Below are 22,403 nucleotides of genomic sequence, written 5' to 3'. Positions count from 1 at the left end.
GAAGGGCGCGAGGCCTTTTACCAAGGAGTAAGGTTAATTGCTTACTACAAGGCTCATGAGCAACGAACGCTTCCTCATTTCGACAGTCAACGACTTGAGCAGCCGGCTGCACGTCAAATCGGCGGCAATGTTGGTGTCGCTGGAAGGGTCGCTCCCCCGCATCATGATCTGGTGGTTCGTTGCAGCAATGCTAGCGTCGGCGGCGCGGATCGCAATAAGTCCGATCGATGGTGGGCTGGGGTTGGAGACGTTGCTACCTTATGTCCTGCTAGTCAGCGCGCCGTTGCTGTCGATGACACTAGCGCTGCGCTGGTTCCAGGACGGTGACCGGTTAGCCCAACCCTCGTCCCGGCTGGCATTTGTCGGCCGCTGGCGCAATGTCGACGCTAACGAGGCGCGGGCGCATCCGCTTTATGGAACGACCGGCATCATGGTCAGCTTGATGATCGGCATGCTGTTGAATGTGCCGGTTCGGGCGCTGGAATATCTGGCTTCGATGCCGGCGTTCGCTGGTGACGTGCCGCAATGGCTATCGGTGCTTCGCTTTGGCCTGACGCTGGACGTCGTCCTCCTGTCCAGTCTCTATACCATCGCTTTCGTTGCCGCACTTCGCCGCGTGCCGCTATTTCCACGCCTGCTGGCTGCGATCTGGGCGGTGGACCTTGTCATGCAACTCGCCATTGCCGGGGCTGTCGCCAGTACGGATGGCCTGCCGGGGCAAGTTGGCGACGCGCTGCACACGCTTCTCGACGGCAATGTGAAGAAGGTGCTGATCAGCATCGGCCTGTGGCTGCCCTATTTACTACTGTCGAAACGAGTTAACGTCACCTTCCGGCATCGCGTCGAGGCCTGACGCCACAGCAATGCGACTCGGGTTGCGACTCGGCTCAAGTTCCGCGCAAGATGGGCGAAAGACTCCAAGCACTTACGCCGACCGGCGTTGTCAGACAGCAACCTGCCCCCGGAATCTGTCTACAATTGATACGGTCAGATCGACTTTGGGTCGACTTTGGGCACCAGGCAAAATTCAAAAGCAGGTGAAAACTGCCATTTTTGCGCGATTGATGGCCATCTGTAGTTAACTAGCGTTAAATAGTCATGCTTGACAAAAAGTTAAGGAAGGAACAGCCTTTCTGGGTCAAACGGCTGGGGGGCCGTGTAAAAAAATGACTGCGGGGGCGTGTGGCGTGTGCGCCATTTCCCCATTCATCGATCGAGTTCGCCTCCCCGGCGTACGACTATCGGAACCGTCCCGTGGGGACGGGGCAGGTAATGATTAAGGGGACGGACTATGACGACTTTCATCAACATGCTTCGTGACGATCGCGGCGCGGCCGCGGCCGAATATGCTCTTATCCTAGCCATTGTCGGTGCGGCGATCGCCTTGGCAGCCGTGCTGCTGGGCGGCTCGATTGCCAATGCAATGGATCAAGCCCGTGGTTGTATCGACAATCCGCCAACCACTTCAGGCGGCACCTGCTAATCGAGCCCGGGGTCAGTCTTCGGACTGGCCCCGGCATTCGCGTATAGCCGCGTTGTGGCGGAAGTCGAAGAAGACCGCAAAATCGCCGGGGGTGCGACATGAGACGTCAAACGCTGATCGCAGTCGGTGTCGCGATCATTCTTGGACTGTTCGCAGTCCTCCTGGCCAACAGCTATTTGACCGGCCGCGAACGGCAGCTCGCCAATTCGCCCGAAGGCATGACGCGCGTTGCGGTTGCAGCGCTGCCGCTGAGCTTCGGCGCCGAGGTCACGCCCGACAAGGTGAGGTTCGTCAATTATCCCGCGACAAGCCTTCCGCCCGGAACGTTTAAGACGCTAGCCGAGCTGCTTCCCGAGGGCAAAAAGCGCGTGGCGCTCCGCCCGATCCTTCCGAACCAGCCGCTACTTGCAGCCGACCTTTCGGGCGAGGGGCAGAACGCCTCTATCGCGGCACTGCTGCCCGACGGCATGCGCGCCGCTACGGTCAGCATAAACGACGTGTCCGGCGTGGCCGGCTTCGTGAAGCCCAACGACACGGTCGATGTGCTGATTACTCGCCAGCCGATCGGCGCCGATGGCGCCGCGCAGGGCCAGCAGGTGACCGACGTGCTGCTGCAGAACATCCGAGTCATCGCGATGGATCAGGCAGCCGCATCGAACGGCCAGCCTGTCGTGTCGCGCACCGCGACACTCGAACTTACGCCGCTCGATGCGCAGAAAGTGGCGCTTGGCCAGCAGCTTGGCCAGCTGAGCCTGGTGCTACGCAAGCCTGGCGCCGAACAGAACATCCCGAACGTCGAGACGGTTAGCCTCGATGACCTTCGCTACAGCTATTATGGTTCGCTGCCACCGAAGGCCGGCGCGCAACCGCCGAGTGCGGCCGCGGCGCCGCCTGCCGCTCGTCCCGCGCGCATCGCTCGCATCGTGCAGCAGCGCCGGCCGTCGCCGCGCCCGGCGGCGGTCGTAGTTCCGCAGCGCTCGACCAGCACTGTCGTCGTTACGCGGGGCACACAAAACAGCAGTTATGAGGTGGGGGAGTATGACCGCTAGGCTTAAAGGGGCAGCGCTCGGCGCCGCCATCGCCGTCACTTGCGTGATTGCCGCGCCGCTGTCGGCCGTCGCCCAAGTGACGGTCAGCGAGGCGACCGAGATTCGTGCGGGCGAACTCAACGTGCCGCTCAACAAGAGCCAGGTGCTGCGGTCCGACCGGCCGTTCGCCAAGGCCTTAATCGGCAATCCGGAGATCGCGGACGTCCTGCCACTAAGCGACCAGTCGCTTTACGTGCTGGGGAAGAAAATGGGCACGACCAGCCTGACACTGTACGACCGGCGTAACATGCTGATCGCGGTGGTGGATGTCGCGGTCGGGCCGGACGTCAACAGCCTGAAGCGGCAGCTGTCCGAACTCATGCCCAGCGACCAAGTCGGCGCGCGCATGGCGAACGACTCGATCATCCTCGAAGGCATCGTTAGCAGCGGCCCGGCAGCCGACCGAGCGGTGCAGGTCGCGGAAACCTATGCGCCCGGCAAGGTGATAAACCTGCTTTCGATCGGGTCCGCGCAGCAGGTAATGCTCGAGGTCCGCTTCTCCGAAATCAAGCGCGGTGCGCTGAAAGATCTCGGGATCAGCGGCTTCCTCAGCGGCAGCGGCAACAACGGCTTCCAGGGCGCATTCGGCGGCGGGGCAAGTCTGACGAGCTCCACCGGCACGACTACAACGACCGTCACCGATCCTGTGACCGGTGCCGTCACCTCGACGCAGACGCCCAATCCGCCGCAACTGGCGCTGGGCGCGATCGTCGACAGTTTCGGCATCCTGTCGCGCATGTTCCGCATTGGCGGCCTCAATATTGACGCGACCCTCAACGCGCTGGAGCGCAAGGGCGTGGTAACGACATTGGCCGAACCGACTTTGGTCGCGCTGTCGGGAGAAACCGCCAGCTTCTTGGCTGGCGGCGAATTCCCGATCCCGGTGGCGCAAGGCAATGGCGGAACGGACGGCAACGCCATTTCCGTCCAGTTCAAGTCGTTCGGCGTGAGCCTAGCCTTCACGCCGACGGTGCTGGCCGACGGCGTGATCAACATGGAGGTTGCGCCCGAAGTCAGTTCAATCGACCCGAGCGCGTCCGTCGTAATCAATAACCTTCGCGTACCGGGCCTGCAGACCCGCCGCGCCAAGACTACGGTCGAACTACGCGACGGTGAAAGCTTCGCGATGGCTGGGCTCCTGCGGCGCGACTTCCAGGACACCGTGCGCCAGTTCCCGATCTTGGGCTCGATCCCGATTATCGGCGCGCTGTTCCGCTCAACCAATTTCCAGAAGGAAGAGACTGAGCTGGTCATCATAGTGACCCCGCGACTGGTCCGGCCGGTGCGCGCCGCGTCGATGCGCCTGCCAACTGACCGAGTGACCGCCCCGGACGAAGCGGATCTGTTCCTGCTAGGGCGGACCGATAGCGGGGTGGGCGTCAATCCGCTGGCTCCGACGCAGCCGTCCCCGGTTGACCGGCCCATCGGCGAACTGCCGCAGCCGAACGCCGGTGCGCCCGGTGGTATGGCCGCGCTCGACCCGTCAAAGCTGGAAAAGGATTATGGCCATGCGCTCTGAGCTGAAACTGCTTCTGGCCGGCGTATCGGCCACGGCCCTTTCCGCCTGTACGCCCGTCGATGCCGGCTTCGGCGAGGCCTATCGCTACGATATGGCGATCCAGACCATCAACCCCGACCCGGTCTATCCGGCGGACGGGGCCAAGCCCGGCGACCATGGCGAAAAGGCGGCCAAAGCGACCGAGCGCTATCGCAAAGGTCAAACCAAGCCGGTCCAGCGTGATTCAATCAGCAGCGGATCAGGCAGCAGTTCAAGCGGCGGCAACGGCCAATAAGGATGGCGAGGGATGAAGGGCTGGAACTGGAGGCAATGGAGCAACAATAGCGGGACGGTTGCACCGACCGTTGCCCTTTCCATGTTTGCGTTAATCGGCGCTGGCGGCATTGCTTTTGACTATGCCCGGCTCGCCACGCTTGACACCGAGCTGCAACAGGCTGCCGATCAAGCCGCTCTAGCGGCCGCCACGCAACTTGATCGATCGGACGGGGCCCGGGAACGCGCCCGGGATGCCATAACGGCGGACGACAAGGACCGCCTAGTTGAGAACCTCACTCGCTTCGCTAACGATTCCAATGCCGATGGGCTCAATGTCGAGATCGAGGCGATCACCTTCTGCAGTGACTTCGACGATGACGTGGCAGATACGGCCACCGCGTGCGACGTCGTGGCTGACGCATCGTCGACCGGCGACCAGAATGCACGCTTTGTTGTTGTCACGACCCGAGTCCGGACTGCGCGCTATGCGCTAACGCCGATTGTCGGAGCATTGTCGGGTGACATATCGGCAACCGCGGTTGCTGGCGTCGAATCCTCAATTTGTAATGTCGCCCCACTGTTGGTCTGCGTAGCCTCGGATGATTTCCCAACGGACAGTGACATTGGCAAAGGCATCGTCATGAAGACGGCGGGGGGCAATAGCTGGGCGCCTGGAAACTACGGCTATCTCGATTTCGGCAATGGCAATCAGGCAGTGCTTGCTGCCTTGCTCGGCAATGGGCTGAACGGCTGCCAGAGCCAAGACGACAACCAAACTGAACCCGGTAATAAAAACGCCACTGACGCCATCAACACGCGGATGGACGTGTACGCAGGCAGCAACAAGAATGACGCGAACAACTGCGTTCCATCAACTGGCGTCGCGTGTCCCGCGCAAAATACGCGCAAGGACATGACGCTTGAGATGACGTTCGAAAAGCGCCAATCCGCGCAACCGATTGCGCCCGCGTGCGGGGCGGCAGCAGGCGGAAATGCTAACCAGTCGGGCAAGGTTTCTTACGCGGACTGGGCACAAACCCCTGCTGCGAAGCAGTTCGGCCGGGATCTTTGTCATTACAATGGGACTTGTCCATTGGCCGGCGGAGCGAGAAATTTCGGCGATGGCAACTGGAATCGCGATGGCTACATCGCAGCAAATCATCCAGGTCAGACCGCTGCGTCGATTGCAGCGTCAATCGGCGGCGGTGTGACGGCTTCGACGCTTACGCGGTATCAAGTCTACAAGTGGGAAATCGACAATCAGGCTACCGGCAAGCTGGATCCCCAGCAAATTGGCGCCGAGGTAGTCACCTCTTCGGGTGGTGGAAATCCGACTTGGACGATTAAGAAAAAATGTGCCTTCAACCAACCTCGATTTGCAAACGCAGCCGCCGTGACGGTCAAGGATCGCCGCATCCTTCCAATAGTCGCCGCGAACTGCGATAACCTAAAGGGTAAGGGGGCTGCTTTCGAGGACTACGTGATCCTGCGGGTCTTCGACGCGTTTCTCCCCGAGCCTTCACTCCAGCGTTCTGCCGCGCAAACAGGCGTTGCCGGTGCCACTGAGGCAACCGATGACAAGGAAATCTACGGCGAAGTCATTGGCCCCGCGCAGCCGGTCGGCGGTGGCGGGGGTTTCCAGTATTACAGCCGCAGTCGGCCCTACCTGGTGCGCTGATGCGATATGGTGGCAAAACATTACGCCACACGGGCGGGGCAGCAGCCGCAGAGATGGCGATGGTTCTTCCCTTCCTGCTCGCCCTGCTGTTCGGAAGCGCGGAGCTGGGCAACTATTTCCTGGATGAGCATGGTCTGGTCAAACAGGTGCGCGACGGTGCGCGATATGCGGCGCGGATTCCGCTGGAGACCAACTACACCTGCCCTGGCACGGTTAGCCCGGCTGCACAATCCCTGATCACGAACGTCACCCAGACCGGCACAGTCACCGGGACGGGCGCAGGCCGATTAAATGCGAGCTATTGGGCACGCAGCTGCGGCGGCGCAAGTCAGACGGTTACGATAACGATTCGCTGCGTCTCGAAAGATGATTACGACGGCATCTACCAGTCGCTTCCGGGTGACATACCTGTGGTGAAGGTCAGTGCGGCGGTTGGCTATCGATCGTTGCTGGGTTCGCTCGGTCTACCTACCGCAAATGCCTGTATCCGAGCGGAATCCGAAGCGCCGGTGATTGGGTCATGAATCGGCTTCTGCGCACAGTTCTAGGCGACTGCCGGGCTGCCAGCGCTGCCGAGTTCGGGTTGGTGCTACCCCTCCTCTTGCTGCTGCTTTTCGGCATTATCGATATGGGACGTTTCTTCTGGACGCTGAATACATCAGAAAAGGCCACTCAGATCGGTGCCCGAATGGCGATCGTCACAACGCCGGTTTCCCCGGACCTTGTTAGCAAGAGCTATGTGAACGGAACGGTGACCAAAGCCGGCGACCTAATTCCTGCCTCTGCGCTGGGCATATTCCGGTGCACCAATACTGGCTGTACTTGTCCGACGCCGCCTTGCCCCGTGGCGAACGGCAGCGTTAATTCCACCGCATTCAATGTGATCGTAAGCCGCATGGCGCAGATTAGTCCGAGGATCGGTGCGGATAACGTCGTCATCGAATACTCAGGTTCGGGCCTCGGCTATGCCGGACCGGCGGACGGAACGATGGATGTGCAGCCGCTCGTAACGGTCAGCGTTCAGAACGAGACCTTCAACTTCATCTCCCTGCTCGGGTTGGCGGACATCACCTTGCCGCCGGCCAGGGCTACACTGACGGCGGAAGATAGCGCCGGCAGCTTCTCGAATTGAGGCGGAGATCGATGAGCGTTCACAACACTGACAAACCCAGCGGATGGAGGGCCGATACCGGCCCGGCTCCCGTGCGACTCCTGTTATCGGGGGTGGAGGGTGAGACGAGTGCGTTAGTGGGCGCGAAGGCGGCCGGGTTCCCGCTTGAGCTGCTAATCGCCGACCCCGCCAGCACGATCGATCCATCTATGCTGGCGGGAGCGTCGGCGGCAGTTGTCCAAGTCAATTGCGACGACCCACAATCGGTCGCGCGGTTTGAGGAACTGGCGCGAGGAGACGTCCCCCTGATCGCTGCAGCGTACGAGCCGCCGATGGCATTCGTCCGGGCGTTAGTCCGGGCTGGTGCGCACGATGTCGTGCCGCTGCCGCTGGATCCCAAGGAACTGGAAACCGCGCTCGATCCGATCAGACGGATATCGGCTGCTAAAGGGCCGCGGGCCCGTGCGGGTCACCAAAAGATCATCACGATCATCAAGAGCGAGGGCGGGGTCGGCGCCACATCGCTGCTCGGCCAGACGGCGGCGCGGTTCGCAGGAGTGGAGCGGCTGGCGGGCCGCGAGACCTGCCTAATCGACCTCGACGTGCAGTTCGGCGACGCAGCGTTCCAGCTCGGACTCCAGCCGAATTTGTCGCTCAGCGATCTCCTGGCCGCTGGTAAGCGGCTGGACGGCGAACTGCTTCGTTCGATCGCGGTCCAGCACTCTAGTGGCTTGGCGGTTGTTGCGGCGCCGAGCGAAATCCTGCCGCTAGAATCGATGACCAGCGACCAAGTCCTGTCGATTATCGACCTCGCCACCGCAGAATATGGGACAGTTTTCGTCGACCTGCCGATGAACTGGACGAACTGGTCGCTGTCGCTGCTCGCTCGGTCTGACTTGGTTTTAATGGTCACCGAGCTTCGCGTTTCGAGCTTGAGCCGCGCGCGTCGACAGCTGGACCTGCTGGATTCGCAGGACATGCGCAATGTTGACGTACGCATCGTCCTCAACCGGACCGAAAAGGGCCTGTTCAAGGCCGTCAGCACCGACGATGCGGAGCGCGTGCTGCGCAAGCCGGTGACGTTCACGATCGCCAACGACCATGAAATCATGACGCAGGCGATCGATCGTGGCGTGACGATCGGCGAGGTTCGCCGCAAGTCAGCGCTGGGCAAAGATATCGAGATTATGCAGGCCGGTATTGCTGCCGCCCTGGGACTGGAGCGCTAGCATGTGGCAAATTCGCAAGCCCAGTGACGAGGCGGCGCCCGAAGAGGCGGCCGAGCGCACCGAAGAAGAACGGCGGCTAATGACGGTCGGCGATGCCGGCGCGTTCGCCACCCAAGACCTCCACACCGACCTTAAGGTCGAGCTGCATCAGCGGCTTCTAGGCCTGATCAACCTCAGCGCGCTGGAGAAGATGTCGCGGGCCCAGATCGCCGAGGAAGTCGGCGACATCGTCCTCGAGGAACTCGACAAGCAGCGCCACGCTCTCAACCATGCCGAGCGGCGCCAGCTGGTCGACGACGTGCTCGACGAGCTTCTTGGATTAGGGCCGCTCGAGCCGCTGCTGAAAGATGCGACCATTACCGATATCCTCGTTAACGGCCATGATAGTGTGTTTGTAGAACGCTACGGCGTATTGGAGCCGTCCGCGGTGCGATTTAAGGACGAGAAGCACCTTATCCGCATCATTCAGAAAATTGTGTCGGCGGTAGGCCGCCGGGTCGACGAGAGTTCCCCAATGGTGGATGCGCGGCTTGCAGACGGAAGCCGGGTGAATGCAGTCGTCCCGCCGCTGGCGCTCGACGGATCGCTACTGTCTATCCGCAAATTCGCCAAGGTGCCGATCAGCATGGCGCGCCTTATCGAAATCGGATCGGTCCCGGCGCAAGTCGCGGAAGTGCTGAAAGCGGTCGTGTCGGCGCGCCTCAACGTGCTTATTTCGGGCGGCACGGGCTCTGGTAAGACGACGATGCTGAACGCCATGTCGGCCTTCATCGACAATCGCGAACGCATCGTGACGATCGAGGACTCGGCAGAACTGCAACTGCAGCAGAAACATACTGTCCGGCTGGAAACTCGTCCGGCTAATATCGAGGGCAAGGGCGAGATCGCGCAGCGCGACTTAGTGAAAAACAGCCTGCGCATGCGGCCCGATCGCATCATCGTCGGCGAAGTCCGCGCCGGCGAGGCGTTCGACATGTTACAGGCGATGAATACGGGCCACGACGGGTCGATGACGACCGTCCACGCAAACAGCCCTCGCGACGCGCTGAGCCGTGTCGAGCAAATGATCGGCATGAGTGGCGTCGACATTCCGGCGCGCTCCGCCCGCGCGCAGATCGCGTCGGCGATCAATGTCGTCGTGCAGGTCGCGCGGCTTAGCGACGGCCGCCGCCGCCTAATGAGCCTGTCAGAGTTGAGCGGCATGGAAGGCGACGTCATCACCATGCAGGAGATCTTTCGCTTCCGTCAGACCGGCGTGTCGTCCGACGGGATGGTCCAGGGCCGGTTCGAAGCGACAGGTATCCGGCCTCGCTTCCTTGAACAGGTCATCTCGCACGGCGTTTCGCTGTCGCCCGACCTCTTCCGTCCAGACAGGAATTTCGAAGCATGAGCGACACCTGGCTCCGCGCGATCGTCCTCATCCTGGTCTTTGCCGCCGTCGTGTTTGCGGTAGAGCGAATTGTGTCGGTAATTGTCGCCCGCCGGGCCGACGGTCGGGCAATCAACCAGCGATTGGACTTGATCGGCCGTGGCGCGACGCGTGGCGAGGCAATGGCAATTCTTCGCCGCCGCTCGTCGAACCTCCCCGAAGGTCTGCCCGAGATCCTGAAGGGGCCTGCGCGTGGTTGGGAAAAGACGCTGATGGCGGCGGGTGTGCAGATGGAGACCGCCAAGCTAATGCTGGCGCTCCTAGTCGCACCGGTCGCCATCTTCCTGGCAATCCTGCTGTTCATGGCGGTGACGGGCGTGCCGATCGGCACCGGCCGGGTTCTTTTGATTCTTACCTTTGCCTTCGTCATTGGCGCAGGCATCCCGATGCTCTTCTTCCAGGCGAAGGCCGCCCGGATGCGCAAGAAGATGCAAGACCAATTTCCGGTCGCACTCGACGTTTTTGTACGGGGCCTTCGTGCCGGTCACCCGATCGCCGCGGCGCTTGACCTGCTCACGGTCGAAATGCCCGACCCCATCGGCAGCCAGTTCGGGATCGTCGTTGACGAGGTGACCTATGGCGCCGATTTGCGTGATGCATTAACCGCCATGGCTGACCGCTGGGACCTCGACGACATGCGGATGTTCGTCGTCAGCCTGTCGGTGCAGAATGAGACGGGCGGCAACCTAGCCGAGATACTGGAAAACCTCAGCAAAGTGATCCGCGAGCGCGCATCAATGATGCTGAAGGTTCGGGCGTTGTCGAGCGAAGGACGGATGACGGCAACGATGCTCACTGGCCTCCCGGTCGTGGCCTTTGTCATGCTCTTCCTAGGCAATCCCGCCTTTTACCTCGACGTTGCCGACGACCCGCTCTTCGTGCCGGGCTACGCGATTCTCCTCATCATGTACGCGGTCGGATTCTACGCCATCCGGCGAATGATCGACCTAAAGGTATAGCTGGCGATGAACGATTTCCTTGCGAATGATGCCGCCCAGATCGCCATACTGCTGCTGCTATTCGTGGCGGTGGTTGCAGTTGCATATGGCGCCATTGTCCTTTTGGGCGAGCGGCGCGAGCTTCGGGGCCGCCTGACTGCTGCTGGACCGGCCGAGGAAGCTGATTCCGGTGGGCGAGCCGTTGGGCTGCGCGCCTATGACGCGCGCGGCGCGTGGATCTCGATGGTCACCGCGATCGAGAAAGCAGGCATTCCGCTGGTCGATACTAAGGATGCGACGTTGCGCAGCCGGCTGGTTGCCGCGGGCTATCGCCAGGAACATGCGCCGCGCGTCTATTCACTGCTTCGTCTGATCTTGGTAGTCGTTCTCCCGCTTGGCATTTTTGCGCTGATGTGGATGACGGGCAGCCGTCCGTCACTCACGAAGCTCTATTTCATCGGCATGGTCGCCGCGCTGGCGGGACTTTATTTCCCCAGCCTATGGATCCGCGCCCGTGCCGCACGGCGTCAGCGCGAGATCATCAACGGTTTTCCCGACGCACTCGACCTGATGCTGGTCTGCGTCGAAGCAGGGCTGGGTCTAGAAGCGGCGTTTAGTCGGGTGGGAATGGAGATGACGCGGTCGCACCCGCTGCTGGCCGAGCAGCTTGGCGCGGTGGTGTTAGAGCTGCGCGCCGGTCGCAGCCAGGAAGATGCACTGCGACGGATGGCGGACCGGGCCGGCGCGGACGAAATCCAGGCTTTCGCGACCTTGCTGATACAGTCGCACAAGCTTGGCTCTTCTGTAGCGCAGACGCTGCGCATCTACGCCGCCGAGATGCGCGAGCGGCGTCGGATGCGGGCCGAGGAAAAGGCGCACCGGTTGCCGGTGCTGCTGTCCATTCCACTGGTAACCTGCATGCTGCCTGTGATGATCGGCGTGCTGATGCTGCCGGCGGTCATTCGTACCTTGCGTGTCGTTATTCCAGCCATGGCGGGGTGACATGATGAAGAAGCGAATTTCCGTATTAGCCATCGCAGCGGCATTTAGCGCGGTTTCCTGTTCGACCGGCGGGATCGACGTGCGCGCGATCAAGCAGCCGCTTGCGAGTGGACAGCAGCCGGTGGATTTCCGCGTCGCGGAAGGAAATTCGCAGCTCGCACTGGGCAACGTCGGGCTTGCACTGGAAGCCTATCGCAAGGCCTGGCGCGACAAGCCGGACAGCGTCGAGGCGTTGGTCGGCATGGCGACCTGTTACGACCGCATGGGCAGGTACGATCTCTCGCGACACAATTTCGAAATGGCGCTGGCCGCGGCGCCCGGTAACTCCGAACTTTTTTCCTTATTCGCCGCGTCCCTAGACCAGCAGGGGCGGCGCGACGAGGCTGCACGCGTGAAGTCCGAACTGGCGGCGCGTGTCGTCGCCCCCGAGGCGGTGCGCGAAGCGCCGGGTTCGGTTCCCGTGTTGCCGCCGCCACCGGCGCAAAGCGTGACGGTCGCCCTCGCGCCGCCGCGCTCTGCGCCGGTGGCGGTTGAGAAACCACTAGCCAGACTGCGCCTTGAACGCCTGTCGATGGGCGAGGTCGCGCTCGTCACGAATGCCGCGCCGCGCTGGGAAGCGAGCATGGTGACGCGCACCGCAAGCAGCACAACGATACGCTTTGAGCGGAAGGCCGCTAGCCCCGTGAAACTGCTCAACGCGGCACGGGTGCAGGGCCTTGCCGCGCGCACCCGCAGCTACCTTGCGGCGCGCGGGTTCAAGGGCACGGTGATCGGCGACGCGCCGACCGTGCGCGGGCAGAGCGTGATCCTGTTTGCACTCGCCGACCAGCCGCGAGCCGAGCGCATCGCAGCGCAATTCGGCTTCGCGCTCCAGCGGCAGGACAGCGCGAAAGAAGGGGTCGTCATCCTGCTTGGCCGCGATGCGGCGCGCGACCGCAGCTTGCGGCTGACCGCATGATTTTGGTGGCGGCGCTGGCGATAGCGCTGGCCGATCCTGTTCCGGCACCGGTGGCTTCAAATGGCGTTTCGCTAGCCGAGGCGGGCCGGGCAATTGCCGGCGGCCGCTTGGATCAAGCTAAGGAAATGCTCGGAGTCGCGGTGGCCGCGGGCGCGAGGGGCGAGCCGGTGGACCGGCTGCTTGCCGACCTAGCCTTGGCGCGCGGGGATCATGATCAGGCGCTCAACCTCTATCGCGCCCTGCTGGTGGCGCATCCGCAGGAGGTCCTGTTGCTCGAACGCGCGGGCATTGCGGCGCTTCGCGTGGGGCGTGTGGCTGAAGCGACCGCGCTGCTAGACCGGGCGACGCAGGCCCCGGGAGCCGGCTGGCGAAGCTGGAACGCGCGTGGGGTGGCCGCCGACCGGCATGGACGCTGGGACGAAGCCGATGCCGCATACGAAAAAGCAGCGGCGCTCGATCCGCTTCGGGCCGAAGTCCCGAACAATCAAGGCTGGTCACTGATGCTTCGCGGGCAATGGGCCGATGCGCTCGTCCTTTTCGAGCGGGCGGCGGCGATTGACCCCAAGGTGCCGCACCTCTTCAACAACATAGAGCTAGCGCGAGCCGCGGTGGCGGCAGACTTGCCCCGGCGGGTGCAGGGTGAGAGCGAGGAGCAATTCGCCGAGCGGCTCAACGATGCGGGCGTGGTCGCGGCGGCCAGCGGACAGCTGAAGCGGGCGGAGGCCGCCTTCGCGCAGGCGATCGAGCTGAAGAGCCGGTGGTACGGACGCGCTGCCGAAAACCTCGCAGCCATTGGGGCTGCTAAGTGAATCTTCTCACGTCGGCTCCTCAGTGGCTGATCTTCATCCTATACGGCCTGCTAGTCCTTGCGGCGCTAGAAGATGCGGGGCGACTTCGGATCAGCAACCTGACGAGCGGAGCGGTCGTGATCGGCGCCTTCGTCGCAATAGCGCTAGACGGCCCGATCGTCGGTCTATGGCAAAACCTGCTGCTGTTCGTGGTGATCCTAGCAATCGGCACGCTGTTATTCGCGCGCAAGTTGATGGGCGGCGGTGACATCAAGCTGCTCGCGGCCGCGGCGCTTTGGTGCGATTTTTCGACCGGTTGGAAAGCGCTGGTCGCCGTCGCCATCGCCGGCGGGGTCGAGACGACGCTGGTCCTGGCGGCACGAGCCGCCAACTGGTCAGACGCCACGCTGGCTCGCTTCGAATTTCTTCAGCGGCGCGGCGGCATCCCCTATGGCATTGCCATAGCGGCGGGCCTAATCCTTGTCACATGGTGGCTGCGCGCGGATCGACTTACCTTCTACTTCTGAGCCTTGCCGCTGGCGCGCAGGCCGCGCAGCAGGTCGTCGCCGCGCGCGGTCAATGGGCAGCGCTCAGCCAAGGCCGGACTTGCGAGGCTGCGTCGAAGGCGCTTCGCCCCGCGCTGAAGGATAGGCCGCAGGCGCGCGCAAGCCTGTCGTTCGATGCGGGCGGGCCGCGCCGCGGACAATTCAGTGTGCTTCTGAGCCGGACACCGAGGGCGGGGGCCAGCGTGATGCTGACGGTCGGCGACACGCCGTTCCTTCTGATGGTCCAAGGCGACCGCGCCTGGAGCCGGGGACCCGCGCAGGAACATGCGATCATCGACGCGATGCGCAAGAGTGGCAGTATGCGGGTCGAGGCGCGAAGCCCAGGCGGGGGCCGAATCGTCGACCGTTACAGCCTAGACGGGGCGCCGTTGGCGATCGATGCGGCGGCCGCCTGCGCGGCAACACTGGCAAATCGCTGATTTTTCTTATATTGGCGCCAGCCTGCCATGAGCGCCGATACCAACCTGATGCCGATTCCCGGCCCCCTCGATCCCGTGCCCGTTCCGCGCGCGGCCGTTCCCCGTGCCGATGGCAAAGTCGAACTGATTGGCCTGCCGCGCGAGCAGATTCGGGCCGTGCTGGAAGAGGCCGGGCTGGAGCCTAGGCAGGCCAAGCTGCGCGCTAAGCAAATCTGGCACTGGATTTATAACCGCGGGGTCAGCGACTTCGCGGCGATGACTGATATCGCCAAGGCGCAGTCGCCTTGGCTGGCGGAGCGCTTCGCCATCACGCGTCCGCAAGTGGTCGAGGCGCAAGTTTCGAACGACGGCACCCGCAAGTGGTTGCTTCGCACGCACGACGGCCATGACTTCGAAATGGTGTTCATTCCTGACGCTGACCGCGGCACGCTGTGCGTGTCGAGCCAAGTGGGATGCACCCTCAACTGCCGCTTCTGCCACACTGGAACGATGAAACTGGTCCGCAATCTGGAACCGGCAGAGATCGTCGGGCAGGTGATGCTGGCGCGCGACGCGCTCGGTGAATGGCCGAGCAGTCCGGACGGCCGTATGCTGACCAACATCGTGATGATGGGCATGGGCGAGCCGCTCTATAACTTCGATAATGTGAAACAGGCGCTCAAGATCGTCATGGACGGAGACGGGCTGGGTCTGTCGAAGCGGCGCATCACCCTGTCGACATCGGGTGTAGTGCCGATGATGGAACGCTGCGGCGACGAGATCGGGGTCAACCTGGCCGTATCGCTTCACGCGGTTACCAAGGACATCCGCGACGAGATCGTGCCGCTGAACAAGAAATACGGCATCGAGGAATTGCTGCAGGCCTGCGCCGATTATCCCGGCGCTAATAATGCGCGGCGCATCACGTTCGAATATGTGATGCTAAGGGACAAGAACGACAGCGACGCCGATGCGCGCGAGCTGGTGCGGCTGTTGAAAGCGTACAAGCTGCCCGCGAAGGTGAATCTGATTCCGTTCAATCCTTGGCCTGGCGCGCCCTATGACTGTTCGACAGCGGAGCGCATCCGGTCATTTAGCAATATCGTGTTCGAGGGCGGCATTTCCGCACCCGTGCGCACGCCGCGTGGTCGCGACATTGATGCCGCCTGCGGCCAGCTGAAGACTGCCGCCGAAAAGCGCTCCCGTGCCGATCGCGACCGCGATCAGGCTGCTGCGGCTGGGTTGCACGACGCCGCCTGACGCGCCAACCTGTCCCGGCGATCAACTGGGGGGACGGGAATGATCGAGCGGCTGATCAACAAGCTGATGACCAGGGGGCAGCTGACGCTGGTGACGGCGGATGGCAAGCGTCGGACCTATGGACCCGGCGGCGGCAAGTCCCTGACCGTTCGCGTGGGCGACCGCAAAGCCCTGTTTGCAATCGCCCGCAACCCCCGGCTGGGCTTGGGCGAAGCCTATATGGACGGGCGGCTGTTGATCGAGGACGGCACCATCCTGGATCTGATGCGGCTCGTCGTCGGGGCCAACCGCTGGGAGGACAAGGGCAAGGGCCGCGCGGCGATGAACAAGGGCAAGGGCAAGTGGAAGGCCCTGTTCCGCCGCAACAAGGTCGGCACGTCCCGCCGCAACGTCGCCCACCATTACGACATCGGCAACGACCTCTACCGACTCTTTCTTGATGAGGACATGCAGTACAGCTGCGCCTATTTCACTGACCCGACTAACAGCCTGGAGCAGGCGCAGGCCGACAAGAAGGCGCATATCGCCGCCAAGCTTTGCCTGCAGCCGGGGCTGAAGGTGCTCGACATCGGTTGCGGTTGGGGCGGAACGGCGCTGTATCTCAACCGTGTCGCGGATGTCGATGTGCTGGGCATCACGCTGAGCGAGGAGCAGCTAAAGGTTGCGCGGACTCGGGCCGAGGAAGCCGGCGTCGCCAACCGGGTGAAGTTTGAGCTGGTCGACTATCGCGAGCTGAATGGGCGCTTCGACCGGATCGTGTCGATCGGCATGTTCGAGCACGTGGGCGCGGCACACTTCGACGAGTTTTTCGCCGCCTGCCGCAACCTGCTGGCCGATGATGGGGTCATGCTGCTTCACACGATCGGCAAATATGGGAAGGCGTCCGCGCCCGACCCATTTACCGACAAGTGGATATTCCCCGGCTATCACCTGCCGTCGATTTCCCAGTTGGCAGCGGCGACCGAGCGGCAGCGGCTCATCACCAGCGATTTCGAGCTGCTACGGCTACACTATGGCTATACGTTGCAGCATTGGCTGGAACGGGCGCGCGCCAACCGTGATCGGATCGTCGGCCTTCACGACGAGCGCTTTTTCCGGATGTGGGAATTCTATCTGTCGGGCGGGATCGTCGCGTTCGAAAGCGGATCGATGTGCAATTTCCAAGCGCAATATATCCGCGACCGCAACGCCCTGCCGATCACTCGGGACTATATGATTGGGGCCGAAGAGCGTTATCGCCGCCTAGGATGACGGCGCGTAGAGCTTGTTCATCGAATCCCAGCTAATCTTCACCAGTTGCTCCAATACGGCTGCATCGACGTTGGCGAGTCTGGGGATGTAGAGGCAGGACTTGCCGATACTGTGCTTGCCGAGCTTGGCGAACAGCGCGTCCGCCTCCTCCTGCTGGTCGCAATAATTGCCCATCAAATAAAGAACTAGCTGCGCCTTCCGCGGAGAAAAGCCGATGCGCGGCGCATCGCCTTCATGGCCGCTGTCGTAGCGGTAATGATATTCACCGTAGCCGATAATCGAGGGGCCCCACATCTTCGGCTCATGGCCCGAGACGCGGCGCAGCATGGCGTTGATCTCAATCGCTTCCTCGCGGCGGCGCGGATCGGGGACGGCGGTGATGAAGTCCTCGACACTCACCTCGGTTGGCTTGGTCTTCGGCTCATATTTCGCCATCCCCGCGCTCCCTATTTGGCGTACAGTTCCCTCAGCAGCGCCGGTGCCGGATAGACGGTGCGCAGGGCCTGTTCGAGCGCCGCAGTCGTCACGCCAATCGACCGGGCCATTGTCATATCATAGGCATAGTCGTTGCGCAGGCCGTGGATATTGCGATCGAAGTTGGCACCGATTACGTTGAGGTTGCGGTCTATCACGGGTGAGCCGCTGTTCCCGCCGATCGTGTCGGTCGCGTAGGCCATGTCCATCGCGCCGTTGAGATTCAGCTTCGACTTACTGGCGAGGATGGCCGACGCAAGCGCGAACGGCTCGGCCCCCGTCGCGCGGTCGAATGCGCCAGACCAAGTCGTGCGGTGCGCGACCTTGGTGCCATTTTCCATCCAGCCGCCGACCTTACCGTACGTGATGCGCAGGCTGAAAGTCGCGTCGGGATAGACGCTATCCCCGTAAGCGGCGAAGCGCGCGTCGGCGAGCTTCGAGCGGGCAGCGGAAAGGGGGCCCTCGACCTGCTCGTCATAGATCTTTTGAAGACGGCGGTCGTTAGCCTCGATAGCGCGGGCGTAGACGATCATCGGGTCGGTTGAGGCGGCCACCGCCGCCTGTCCGCCGTCCCATAGCGCCTTGCGTATCGCCGGATCGGCCAACTTCGTGCCGCTGACCAGGCGCTTCGCCAGATCTTCGGGGGATTCCCGGCCTAGCAACAACTTCGTCTGGGAATGATCGGCGCCGAGATATTCGCGCGCCTTGCTGAGCGACCAGCGCATGGTCAGCTCTTCCAGCCAGCCGCTGATCGGCTTGAGATCGAGCATCTGTTTCTGCAGCAGGGGCAGTGCACTGTCGCTATAGCCGGGGAGGCGATCGGCGTCAGGCTTGGCTCGCTCCTGCGCCGCACGAACCAGTGTCAGCGCATAGCCGACGAGTTCTCCGTCCGGCTGGGAGAAACGGCGTTCAGCATCAATCGCGCGAAGGGCAGTCATCGCCTTGTCTACCTCGGCCCATGGATTGCCGATTGCGGGATTGCCAGCAACCTTTGCTTTGAGATCCGCCTCGCGCGCGGCGAGGCCCGCGTAAAATGCGGGATCGTTGAGCGCTCTTACCCGGCCGATGGTGCGCTTTAGATTGTTTTCGATTCCGTAGAGCGTGTCGGTTCCCTCCCGCTTGCGCTCGGGATCGTCACCGATCGCCTCGATCAGTCGGCCGCGAAGCTCCGACTGTGTCGCTTGCGTGACCGGCAGGTTGACCTCGCGTTGATAGGCGAACTGGCTCATCGTCAGCATGCGCTGGGTCGAGCCGGGATTGCCAACGACGAATACCGGTTCGCCCTCGACCGGCTCGCGGCCTGTCCATTTGAGATGCTGGGGCGTCGCGACGGGGCGGCCGTTCTCATAAGCCCGCAGGAAGGAGCCATCGAGAGCGTAGCGCGGAAAATTATAATTGTCGGGATCGCCGCCGAACTTGGACGCGGCATCTTCGGGCGCCCAGACAATGCGGACGTCGCTATACTTTCGATAGGTGTAGAGCTTGTACTGGCCGCCCCCGTAAAGGGTGACGACCTGACAGCGCGTGGTGGCCGTGTCAGGGCAGGCGGCCTTCTCGATCGTTGCGATGGCCGCGGTACGTGCCTTGACCGCCGCTTCGCCAGACGCAGTGCCGATCGCGGATTTAACTTGGGCGGAAGCGTCCTTGATCGACGTCACGATTTCCGCCTGCTGGCCGGGGCATTGCTTTTCTTCGGCACGCACCGCGGCGACAAAGCCCTTGGCGAGGAGATCGTTGCCGGGGGTCGACAGGTCCGAAAGGCACTCTGCGACGCAATGCTGGTTGGTGAGGATCAGCCCGCTGGCCGAGACGAAGCTGGCGGAGCAGCCGCCTGTCAAACGCACTGCCGCCATGCGCGCGCGGTCGAGCCACGCCTGGTCGGGGGCCCAGCCATATTCCGATTTCATCTTCGCCGCCGGGAAGGCGTCGAACGTCCACATTCCTTCGTCGGCGCGCGCGGCGCCCAGTGGCAGCGCGGCCGCTGCGAGGAGGAGGGACGCGTTGCGGACAAGCGAGGACATTCGGGAACTCCTTGGGAAACGGGTGGCGGGGTCCGATGGTGGTCGGACCCCGCGGCGTCTTATTTGCGACGTAGTTCGGCGACGATGTGCGGCGCCGGATAGATTTTCTCCAGCGCCTCCTGAACCGCGTCGGTTGAGACGACAACCGTGCGGTTGAGAGAGCCGTCATACCCGTAATTGCCGCCGAGCGAGTGGATGTTGCCATCGAATGCGGCGCCGATCACACGACTTTGGCGATCGATTACAGGCGAACCCGAGTTGCCTCCAATGATGTCGTTCGTGGTGACGAAATCATAAGTGGTCTTCGCGTCGATCTTCGAGCGATTTGCGGCAAAGGCCGGCGGCAGGTCAAAGGGCGATGCGCCGGTCGCGCGGTCGAAGGTGCCGCCAAGGGTCGTGCGGGTCGGCACCATCTCGCCACGCTCCATCCAGCCCGCGACTTTCCCGTAGCTGATGCGCAGCGTGAAGGTCGCATCCGGATAGAGTGTGTCGCCGTACGCGGCGAAGCGGGCGTCGGCGAGCTTCGACTGGGCGGCCGTCAGCGGCGCGTCGACCGTCTCGTCGAAACGCTTCTGAAGCGCGCGGTCGTTGGCGTCGAGGTTTCGTGCATAGACGATCATCGGATCGGTTGAGGCGTTGATCGCGGCGATGCCGCCGTCCCACAGCCCCTTGCGGACGGCGGGATCGGCCAACCTTGTGCCGTTCACCAACCGCGAGGACAGCGCTTCCGGTGATTCCTTGCCGAGCAGCAGCTTCGTCTGCGGGTCGTCCGCGCCGAGATACTCCCGCGACTTCGATAGAGACCATTCCATCATCAACTGGTCGAGCCAAGGGTAGATCGGCCGCTGGTCGAGCAGGCGCTTCTGGACCAGCGGGAGTACCGAATCCGAATAGCCAGGGAAGCGCTCGGCATTGGGCTTGCCGCGTTCGGCGGCTGCCCGGACGAGCGTCATCGCATAGCCGAAAAGGTCGCCCTGCGGCAGCGAGAAGCGGTCGGCGATGTAGAAGTCGCGATAGCTCGCCATCGCCTTGGCGACATCGGCCCAGGGATTACCGATGGCAGGATTGCCTGCCGATTTGGCCTTGAGCTGCGCTTCGGCGGCGGCGATGCGGCCAGTGAATGCGGGATCGTTGAGCGCCTTAACGCGTCCAATATAGACTTTCAGGCTGTTTTCGATGCCGCCGAGCGTTTCCGCGGCTTCGCGTTCCTTTGCGGGATCAGATGCCATTGCGGAGATGAGCCGGCCGCGAAGTTCCGAATAGGTCGCAAGCGTAATCGGCAGCGCCAATTCGCGCTGGAAGGCGAGCTGCTCACTGGTCAGCAGGCGCTGGGTTGAGCCAGGGTTGCCGACCACGAACGTTGCTTCGCCGTCGACCGGGGCGCGGGCACTCCATTCGAGGTGCTGCGGCGTCGCGACTGGCTTGCCGTCTTCATACGCGCGAAGGAAGCTGGCATCGAGCGAGTAGCGCGGGAAGTTGAAATTGTCGGGATCGCCGCCGAACTGCGCGGCCTGCGCCTCGGGCGCCCAGACGAGGCGGACGTCGGAGTATTTGCGGTAGCTGTAGAGCTTGTACTGGCCGCCGCCGTAGAGGCTTACGACTTGGCAGCGGGTCCTGGCGGTGTCGGGGCAGGCACCGGATTCGAGAGCTGCGACAGCGGCGCTGCGCGCTTTCACCGCCGCTTCGCCGGTGGCAGTGCCGATCGCCGACTTCACTTGCGCGGTCACGTCCTTGATCGAGGTGACCACCTCCGCCTGCTGGCCGGCGCATTTAAGCTCGCGCGAGCGGTCGGCGGCGGTGAAGCCGTTCTTCAGGATGTTGTTGTTGGCAGTCGAATTGTCCTCGATGCAGCTGGCGACGCAGTGATGGTTGGTGAGAATGAGGCCGGAGTCCGACACGAAACTGGCCGAGCAGCCGCCGGTCAGGCGGACCGCGGCGCTGCGCACTTTGTCGAGCCAAGCCTGGTCGGGCGCCCAGCCATAGTCGGCGCGCATCTTTGCGGCCGGGAAGGCATCGAAGGTCCACATGCCCTCGTCGGCGCGGGCGGCGGCAAGCGGTAGGGACAAAGCGGCGGAAGCAAGCGCGAACAGACGCACGGAACGGGACATCGAATACTCCTCCTGATCGGCCAGCGAACCTGCACGAAAAAAGGCCCGACGCAAGGGAAGCCATACCTAGCGTCGGGCCTTCGCCTGCCGTTTTCGGGAAGGGTTAACCCGATGTCGGCGTACGATGTTTCTGGATCATCAACTTGTGGCCAGCCCGCCGCTCCTCGGAAGTGACTTGGCCGTCGTGGTTCGTATCCATCTGGTCGAAGTGCTGGAGGGCCATCGCCTCTGCTTCGGCCAGCGTGATGCGACCGTCCTTGTTCGTGTCGGCCATCACTATCATCCGGCCGCCCCGCATGCCGCCCATACGGTGCATCTTCATCGGGCCGACCGCGCCGTCCTTCATGCTTTCGCGCATCGCCACGCGCTTTTCGATCCGGATTTCATGGCCCTTGGCGAATTCGTCGCGGCTAATCGAACCGTCTTTGTTGGAATCGAGGCGGTCGAACGCGGCAGTGGGATCGCGCATCGGTCCTTTTTGGCGCATGACACGCTTACCTGGACCGCCCGCCATCGCGCCATGGGCGGAAGCGATTTCCTCTTTGGCGATTTGGCCGTCCTTGTTGGTGTCAAACCTGGCGAAATGATCGCGGACCATTTGCAAAGCTTCGGCGCGCGTCATGACATGGTCGGCCATCGGCCGCGTCGGCGGGGCAGTCTGGGCCATGGCTGCACCACCGGCCAGTACCGTCGCGGCGAGCAGGATAAATTTCGTCATGGGGAAGCCCCTCCTCAACGTTAATATAACGAGGCTATGCCCGATTAGCTGTATGGCGCTTGAACGGCGAAGGCCGCAGTGGCATGGGCGCGCCTGCCTAATTTCCGCGAAATTCATGCAAGGATGCAA

Annotated in this window: 22 protein-coding genes; 18 read left to right on the top strand and 4 right to left on the bottom strand. The window is 62.8% G+C overall.

Annotation, left to right across the window (positions count from 1 at the left end; all coding sequences use genetic code 11):
- Positions 1–55 precede the first annotated feature (55 nt).
- The 18 genes from D3M59_RS05780 to D3M59_RS05695 all read left to right on the top strand — a co-directional run bounded on the left by D3M59_RS05780 (position 56) and on the right by D3M59_RS05695 (position 16,953).
- A complete protein-coding gene (locus tag D3M59_RS05780; RefSeq protein WP_119532395.1) occupies positions 56–853 on the top strand; it encodes a DUF2569 domain-containing protein in 798 nt (265 codons plus the stop codon).
- A 438-nt stretch (positions 854–1,291) separates the two neighbouring features.
- Positions 1,292–1,483, top strand: a complete 192-nt coding sequence (locus D3M59_RS05775) for a Flp family type IVb pilin (protein ID WP_119532393.1) — start codon at positions 1,292–1,294, stop codon at positions 1,481–1,483.
- Positions 1,484–1,581: 98 nt separating this feature from the next.
- Positions 1,582–2,532 carry a Flp pilus assembly protein CpaB gene (gene cpaB, locus D3M59_RS05770; protein ID WP_119532391.1) on the top strand — a complete coding sequence of 317 codons (951 nt, stop codon included), beginning with the start codon at positions 1,582–1,584 and terminating at the stop codon, positions 2,530–2,532.
- A complete protein-coding gene (locus D3M59_RS05765; protein ID WP_119532389.1) occupies positions 2,522–4,090 on the top strand; it encodes a type II and III secretion system protein family protein in 1,569 nt (522 codons plus the stop codon). The genes cpaB and D3M59_RS05765 overlap by 11 nt, the downstream gene beginning before the upstream one ends.
- Positions 4,080–4,364, top strand: coding sequence for a hypothetical protein (locus D3M59_RS05760; protein WP_233543150.1), 285 nt, complete (start codon positions 4,080–4,082; stop codon positions 4,362–4,364). The genes D3M59_RS05765 and D3M59_RS05760 overlap by 11 nt, the downstream gene beginning before the upstream one ends.
- A gap of 12 nt (positions 4,365–4,376) precedes the next feature.
- A complete protein-coding gene (locus D3M59_RS05755) occupies positions 4,377–6,023 on the top strand; it encodes a pilus assembly protein TadG-related protein (protein ID WP_119532385.1) in 1,647 nt (548 codons plus the stop codon).
- Positions 6,023–6,547 (top strand): TadE/TadG family type IV pilus assembly protein, encoded by a 525-nt coding sequence (locus tag D3M59_RS05750; protein ID WP_119532383.1) that lies wholly within the window; start codon positions 6,023–6,025, stop codon positions 6,545–6,547. The genes D3M59_RS05755 and D3M59_RS05750 overlap by 1 nt, the downstream gene beginning before the upstream one ends.
- On the top strand, positions 6,544–7,155 hold the full coding sequence (locus tag D3M59_RS05745; protein WP_119532381.1) for a TadE/TadG family type IV pilus assembly protein: 612 nt from the start codon (positions 6,544–6,546) through the stop codon (positions 7,153–7,155). The genes D3M59_RS05750 and D3M59_RS05745 overlap by 4 nt, the downstream gene beginning before the upstream one ends.
- Positions 7,156–7,166: 11 nt before the next feature.
- Positions 7,167–8,363 (top strand): AAA family ATPase, encoded by a 1,197-nt coding sequence (locus D3M59_RS05740; protein WP_147416708.1) that lies wholly within the window; start codon positions 7,167–7,169, stop codon positions 8,361–8,363.
- A 1-nt stretch (position 8,364) separates the two neighbouring features.
- Positions 8,365–9,753 carry a CpaF family protein gene (locus D3M59_RS05735; protein ID WP_233543149.1) on the top strand — a complete coding sequence of 463 codons (1,389 nt, stop codon included), beginning with the start codon at positions 8,365–8,367 and terminating at the stop codon, positions 9,751–9,753.
- Entirely contained in the window at positions 9,750–10,751 is a 1,002-nt protein-coding gene (locus D3M59_RS05730; RefSeq protein ID WP_119532377.1) for a type II secretion system F family protein, read from the top strand. The genes D3M59_RS05735 and D3M59_RS05730 overlap by 4 nt, the downstream gene beginning before the upstream one ends.
- Before the next feature lie 6 nt (positions 10,752–10,757).
- Complete coding sequence (locus tag D3M59_RS05725) at positions 10,758–11,732, top strand: type II secretion system F family protein (protein WP_119532375.1); 975 nt, start codon at positions 10,758–10,760, stop codon at positions 11,730–11,732.
- Between the two features lies 1 nt (position 11,733).
- Positions 11,734–12,690 carry a LytR C-terminal domain-containing protein gene (locus tag D3M59_RS05720; protein WP_119532373.1) on the top strand — a complete coding sequence of 319 codons (957 nt, stop codon included), beginning with the start codon at positions 11,734–11,736 and terminating at the stop codon, positions 12,688–12,690.
- Entirely contained in the window at positions 12,687–13,499 is an 813-nt protein-coding gene (locus D3M59_RS05715; RefSeq protein WP_119532371.1) for a tetratricopeptide repeat protein, read from the top strand. The genes D3M59_RS05720 and D3M59_RS05715 overlap by 4 nt, the downstream gene beginning before the upstream one ends.
- Positions 13,496–14,005 (top strand): A24 family peptidase, encoded by a 510-nt coding sequence (locus D3M59_RS05710; RefSeq protein WP_119532369.1) that lies wholly within the window; start codon positions 13,496–13,498, stop codon positions 14,003–14,005. The genes D3M59_RS05715 and D3M59_RS05710 overlap by 4 nt, the downstream gene beginning before the upstream one ends.
- Complete coding sequence (locus D3M59_RS05705; protein WP_119532367.1) at positions 13,966–14,463, top strand: hypothetical protein; 498 nt, start codon at positions 13,966–13,968, stop codon at positions 14,461–14,463. The genes D3M59_RS05710 and D3M59_RS05705 overlap by 40 nt, the downstream gene beginning before the upstream one ends.
- 27 nt (positions 14,464–14,490) lie before the next feature.
- Entirely contained in the window at positions 14,491–15,702 is a 1,212-nt protein-coding gene (rlmN, locus tag D3M59_RS05700; RefSeq protein WP_233543148.1) for a 23S rRNA (adenine(2503)-C(2))-methyltransferase RlmN, read from the top strand.
- 39 nt (positions 15,703–15,741) lie between these two features.
- Complete coding sequence (locus D3M59_RS05695; RefSeq protein WP_119532365.1) at positions 15,742–16,953, top strand: SAM-dependent methyltransferase; 1,212 nt, start codon at positions 15,742–15,744, stop codon at positions 16,951–16,953.
- Here the strand turns inward: D3M59_RS05695 and D3M59_RS05690 are convergent.
- From D3M59_RS05690 to D3M59_RS05675, 4 genes are all read right to left on the bottom strand, one after another.
- Entirely contained in the window at positions 16,945–17,388 is a 444-nt protein-coding gene (locus tag D3M59_RS05690) for a DUF1801 domain-containing protein (RefSeq protein WP_119532363.1), read from the bottom strand. The two genes, D3M59_RS05695 and D3M59_RS05690, sit on opposite strands and share 9 nt — an antisense overlap.
- A gap of 11 nt (positions 17,389–17,399) precedes the next feature.
- The gene (locus D3M59_RS05685; protein WP_119532361.1) at positions 17,400–19,448 is read right to left on the bottom strand and encodes a S46 family peptidase; all 2,049 of its coding nucleotides are present in this window, start codon (positions 19,446–19,448) and stop codon (positions 17,400–17,402) included.
- Between the two features lie 59 nt (positions 19,449–19,507).
- A complete protein-coding gene (locus tag D3M59_RS05680) occupies positions 19,508–21,556 on the bottom strand; it encodes a S46 family peptidase (protein ID WP_119532900.1) in 2,049 nt (682 codons plus the stop codon).
- Between the two features lie 103 nt (positions 21,557–21,659).
- Positions 21,660–22,274: an EF-hand domain-containing protein gene (locus D3M59_RS05675; RefSeq protein ID WP_158581956.1), complete on the bottom strand. Its 615-nt coding sequence runs from the start codon at positions 22,272–22,274 to the stop codon at positions 21,660–21,662.
- Positions 22,275–22,403 lie beyond the last annotated feature (129 nt).

The sequence above is a fragment of the Sphingomonas edaphi genome (assembly GCF_003583725.1).
Classification (GTDB): Bacteria; Pseudomonadota; Alphaproteobacteria; order Sphingomonadales; family Sphingomonadaceae; genus Sphingomicrobium; species Sphingomicrobium edaphi.
Note: the sequence above shows the minus strand (reverse complement) of the source record. Positions and strands in the feature narration are given on the sequence as shown.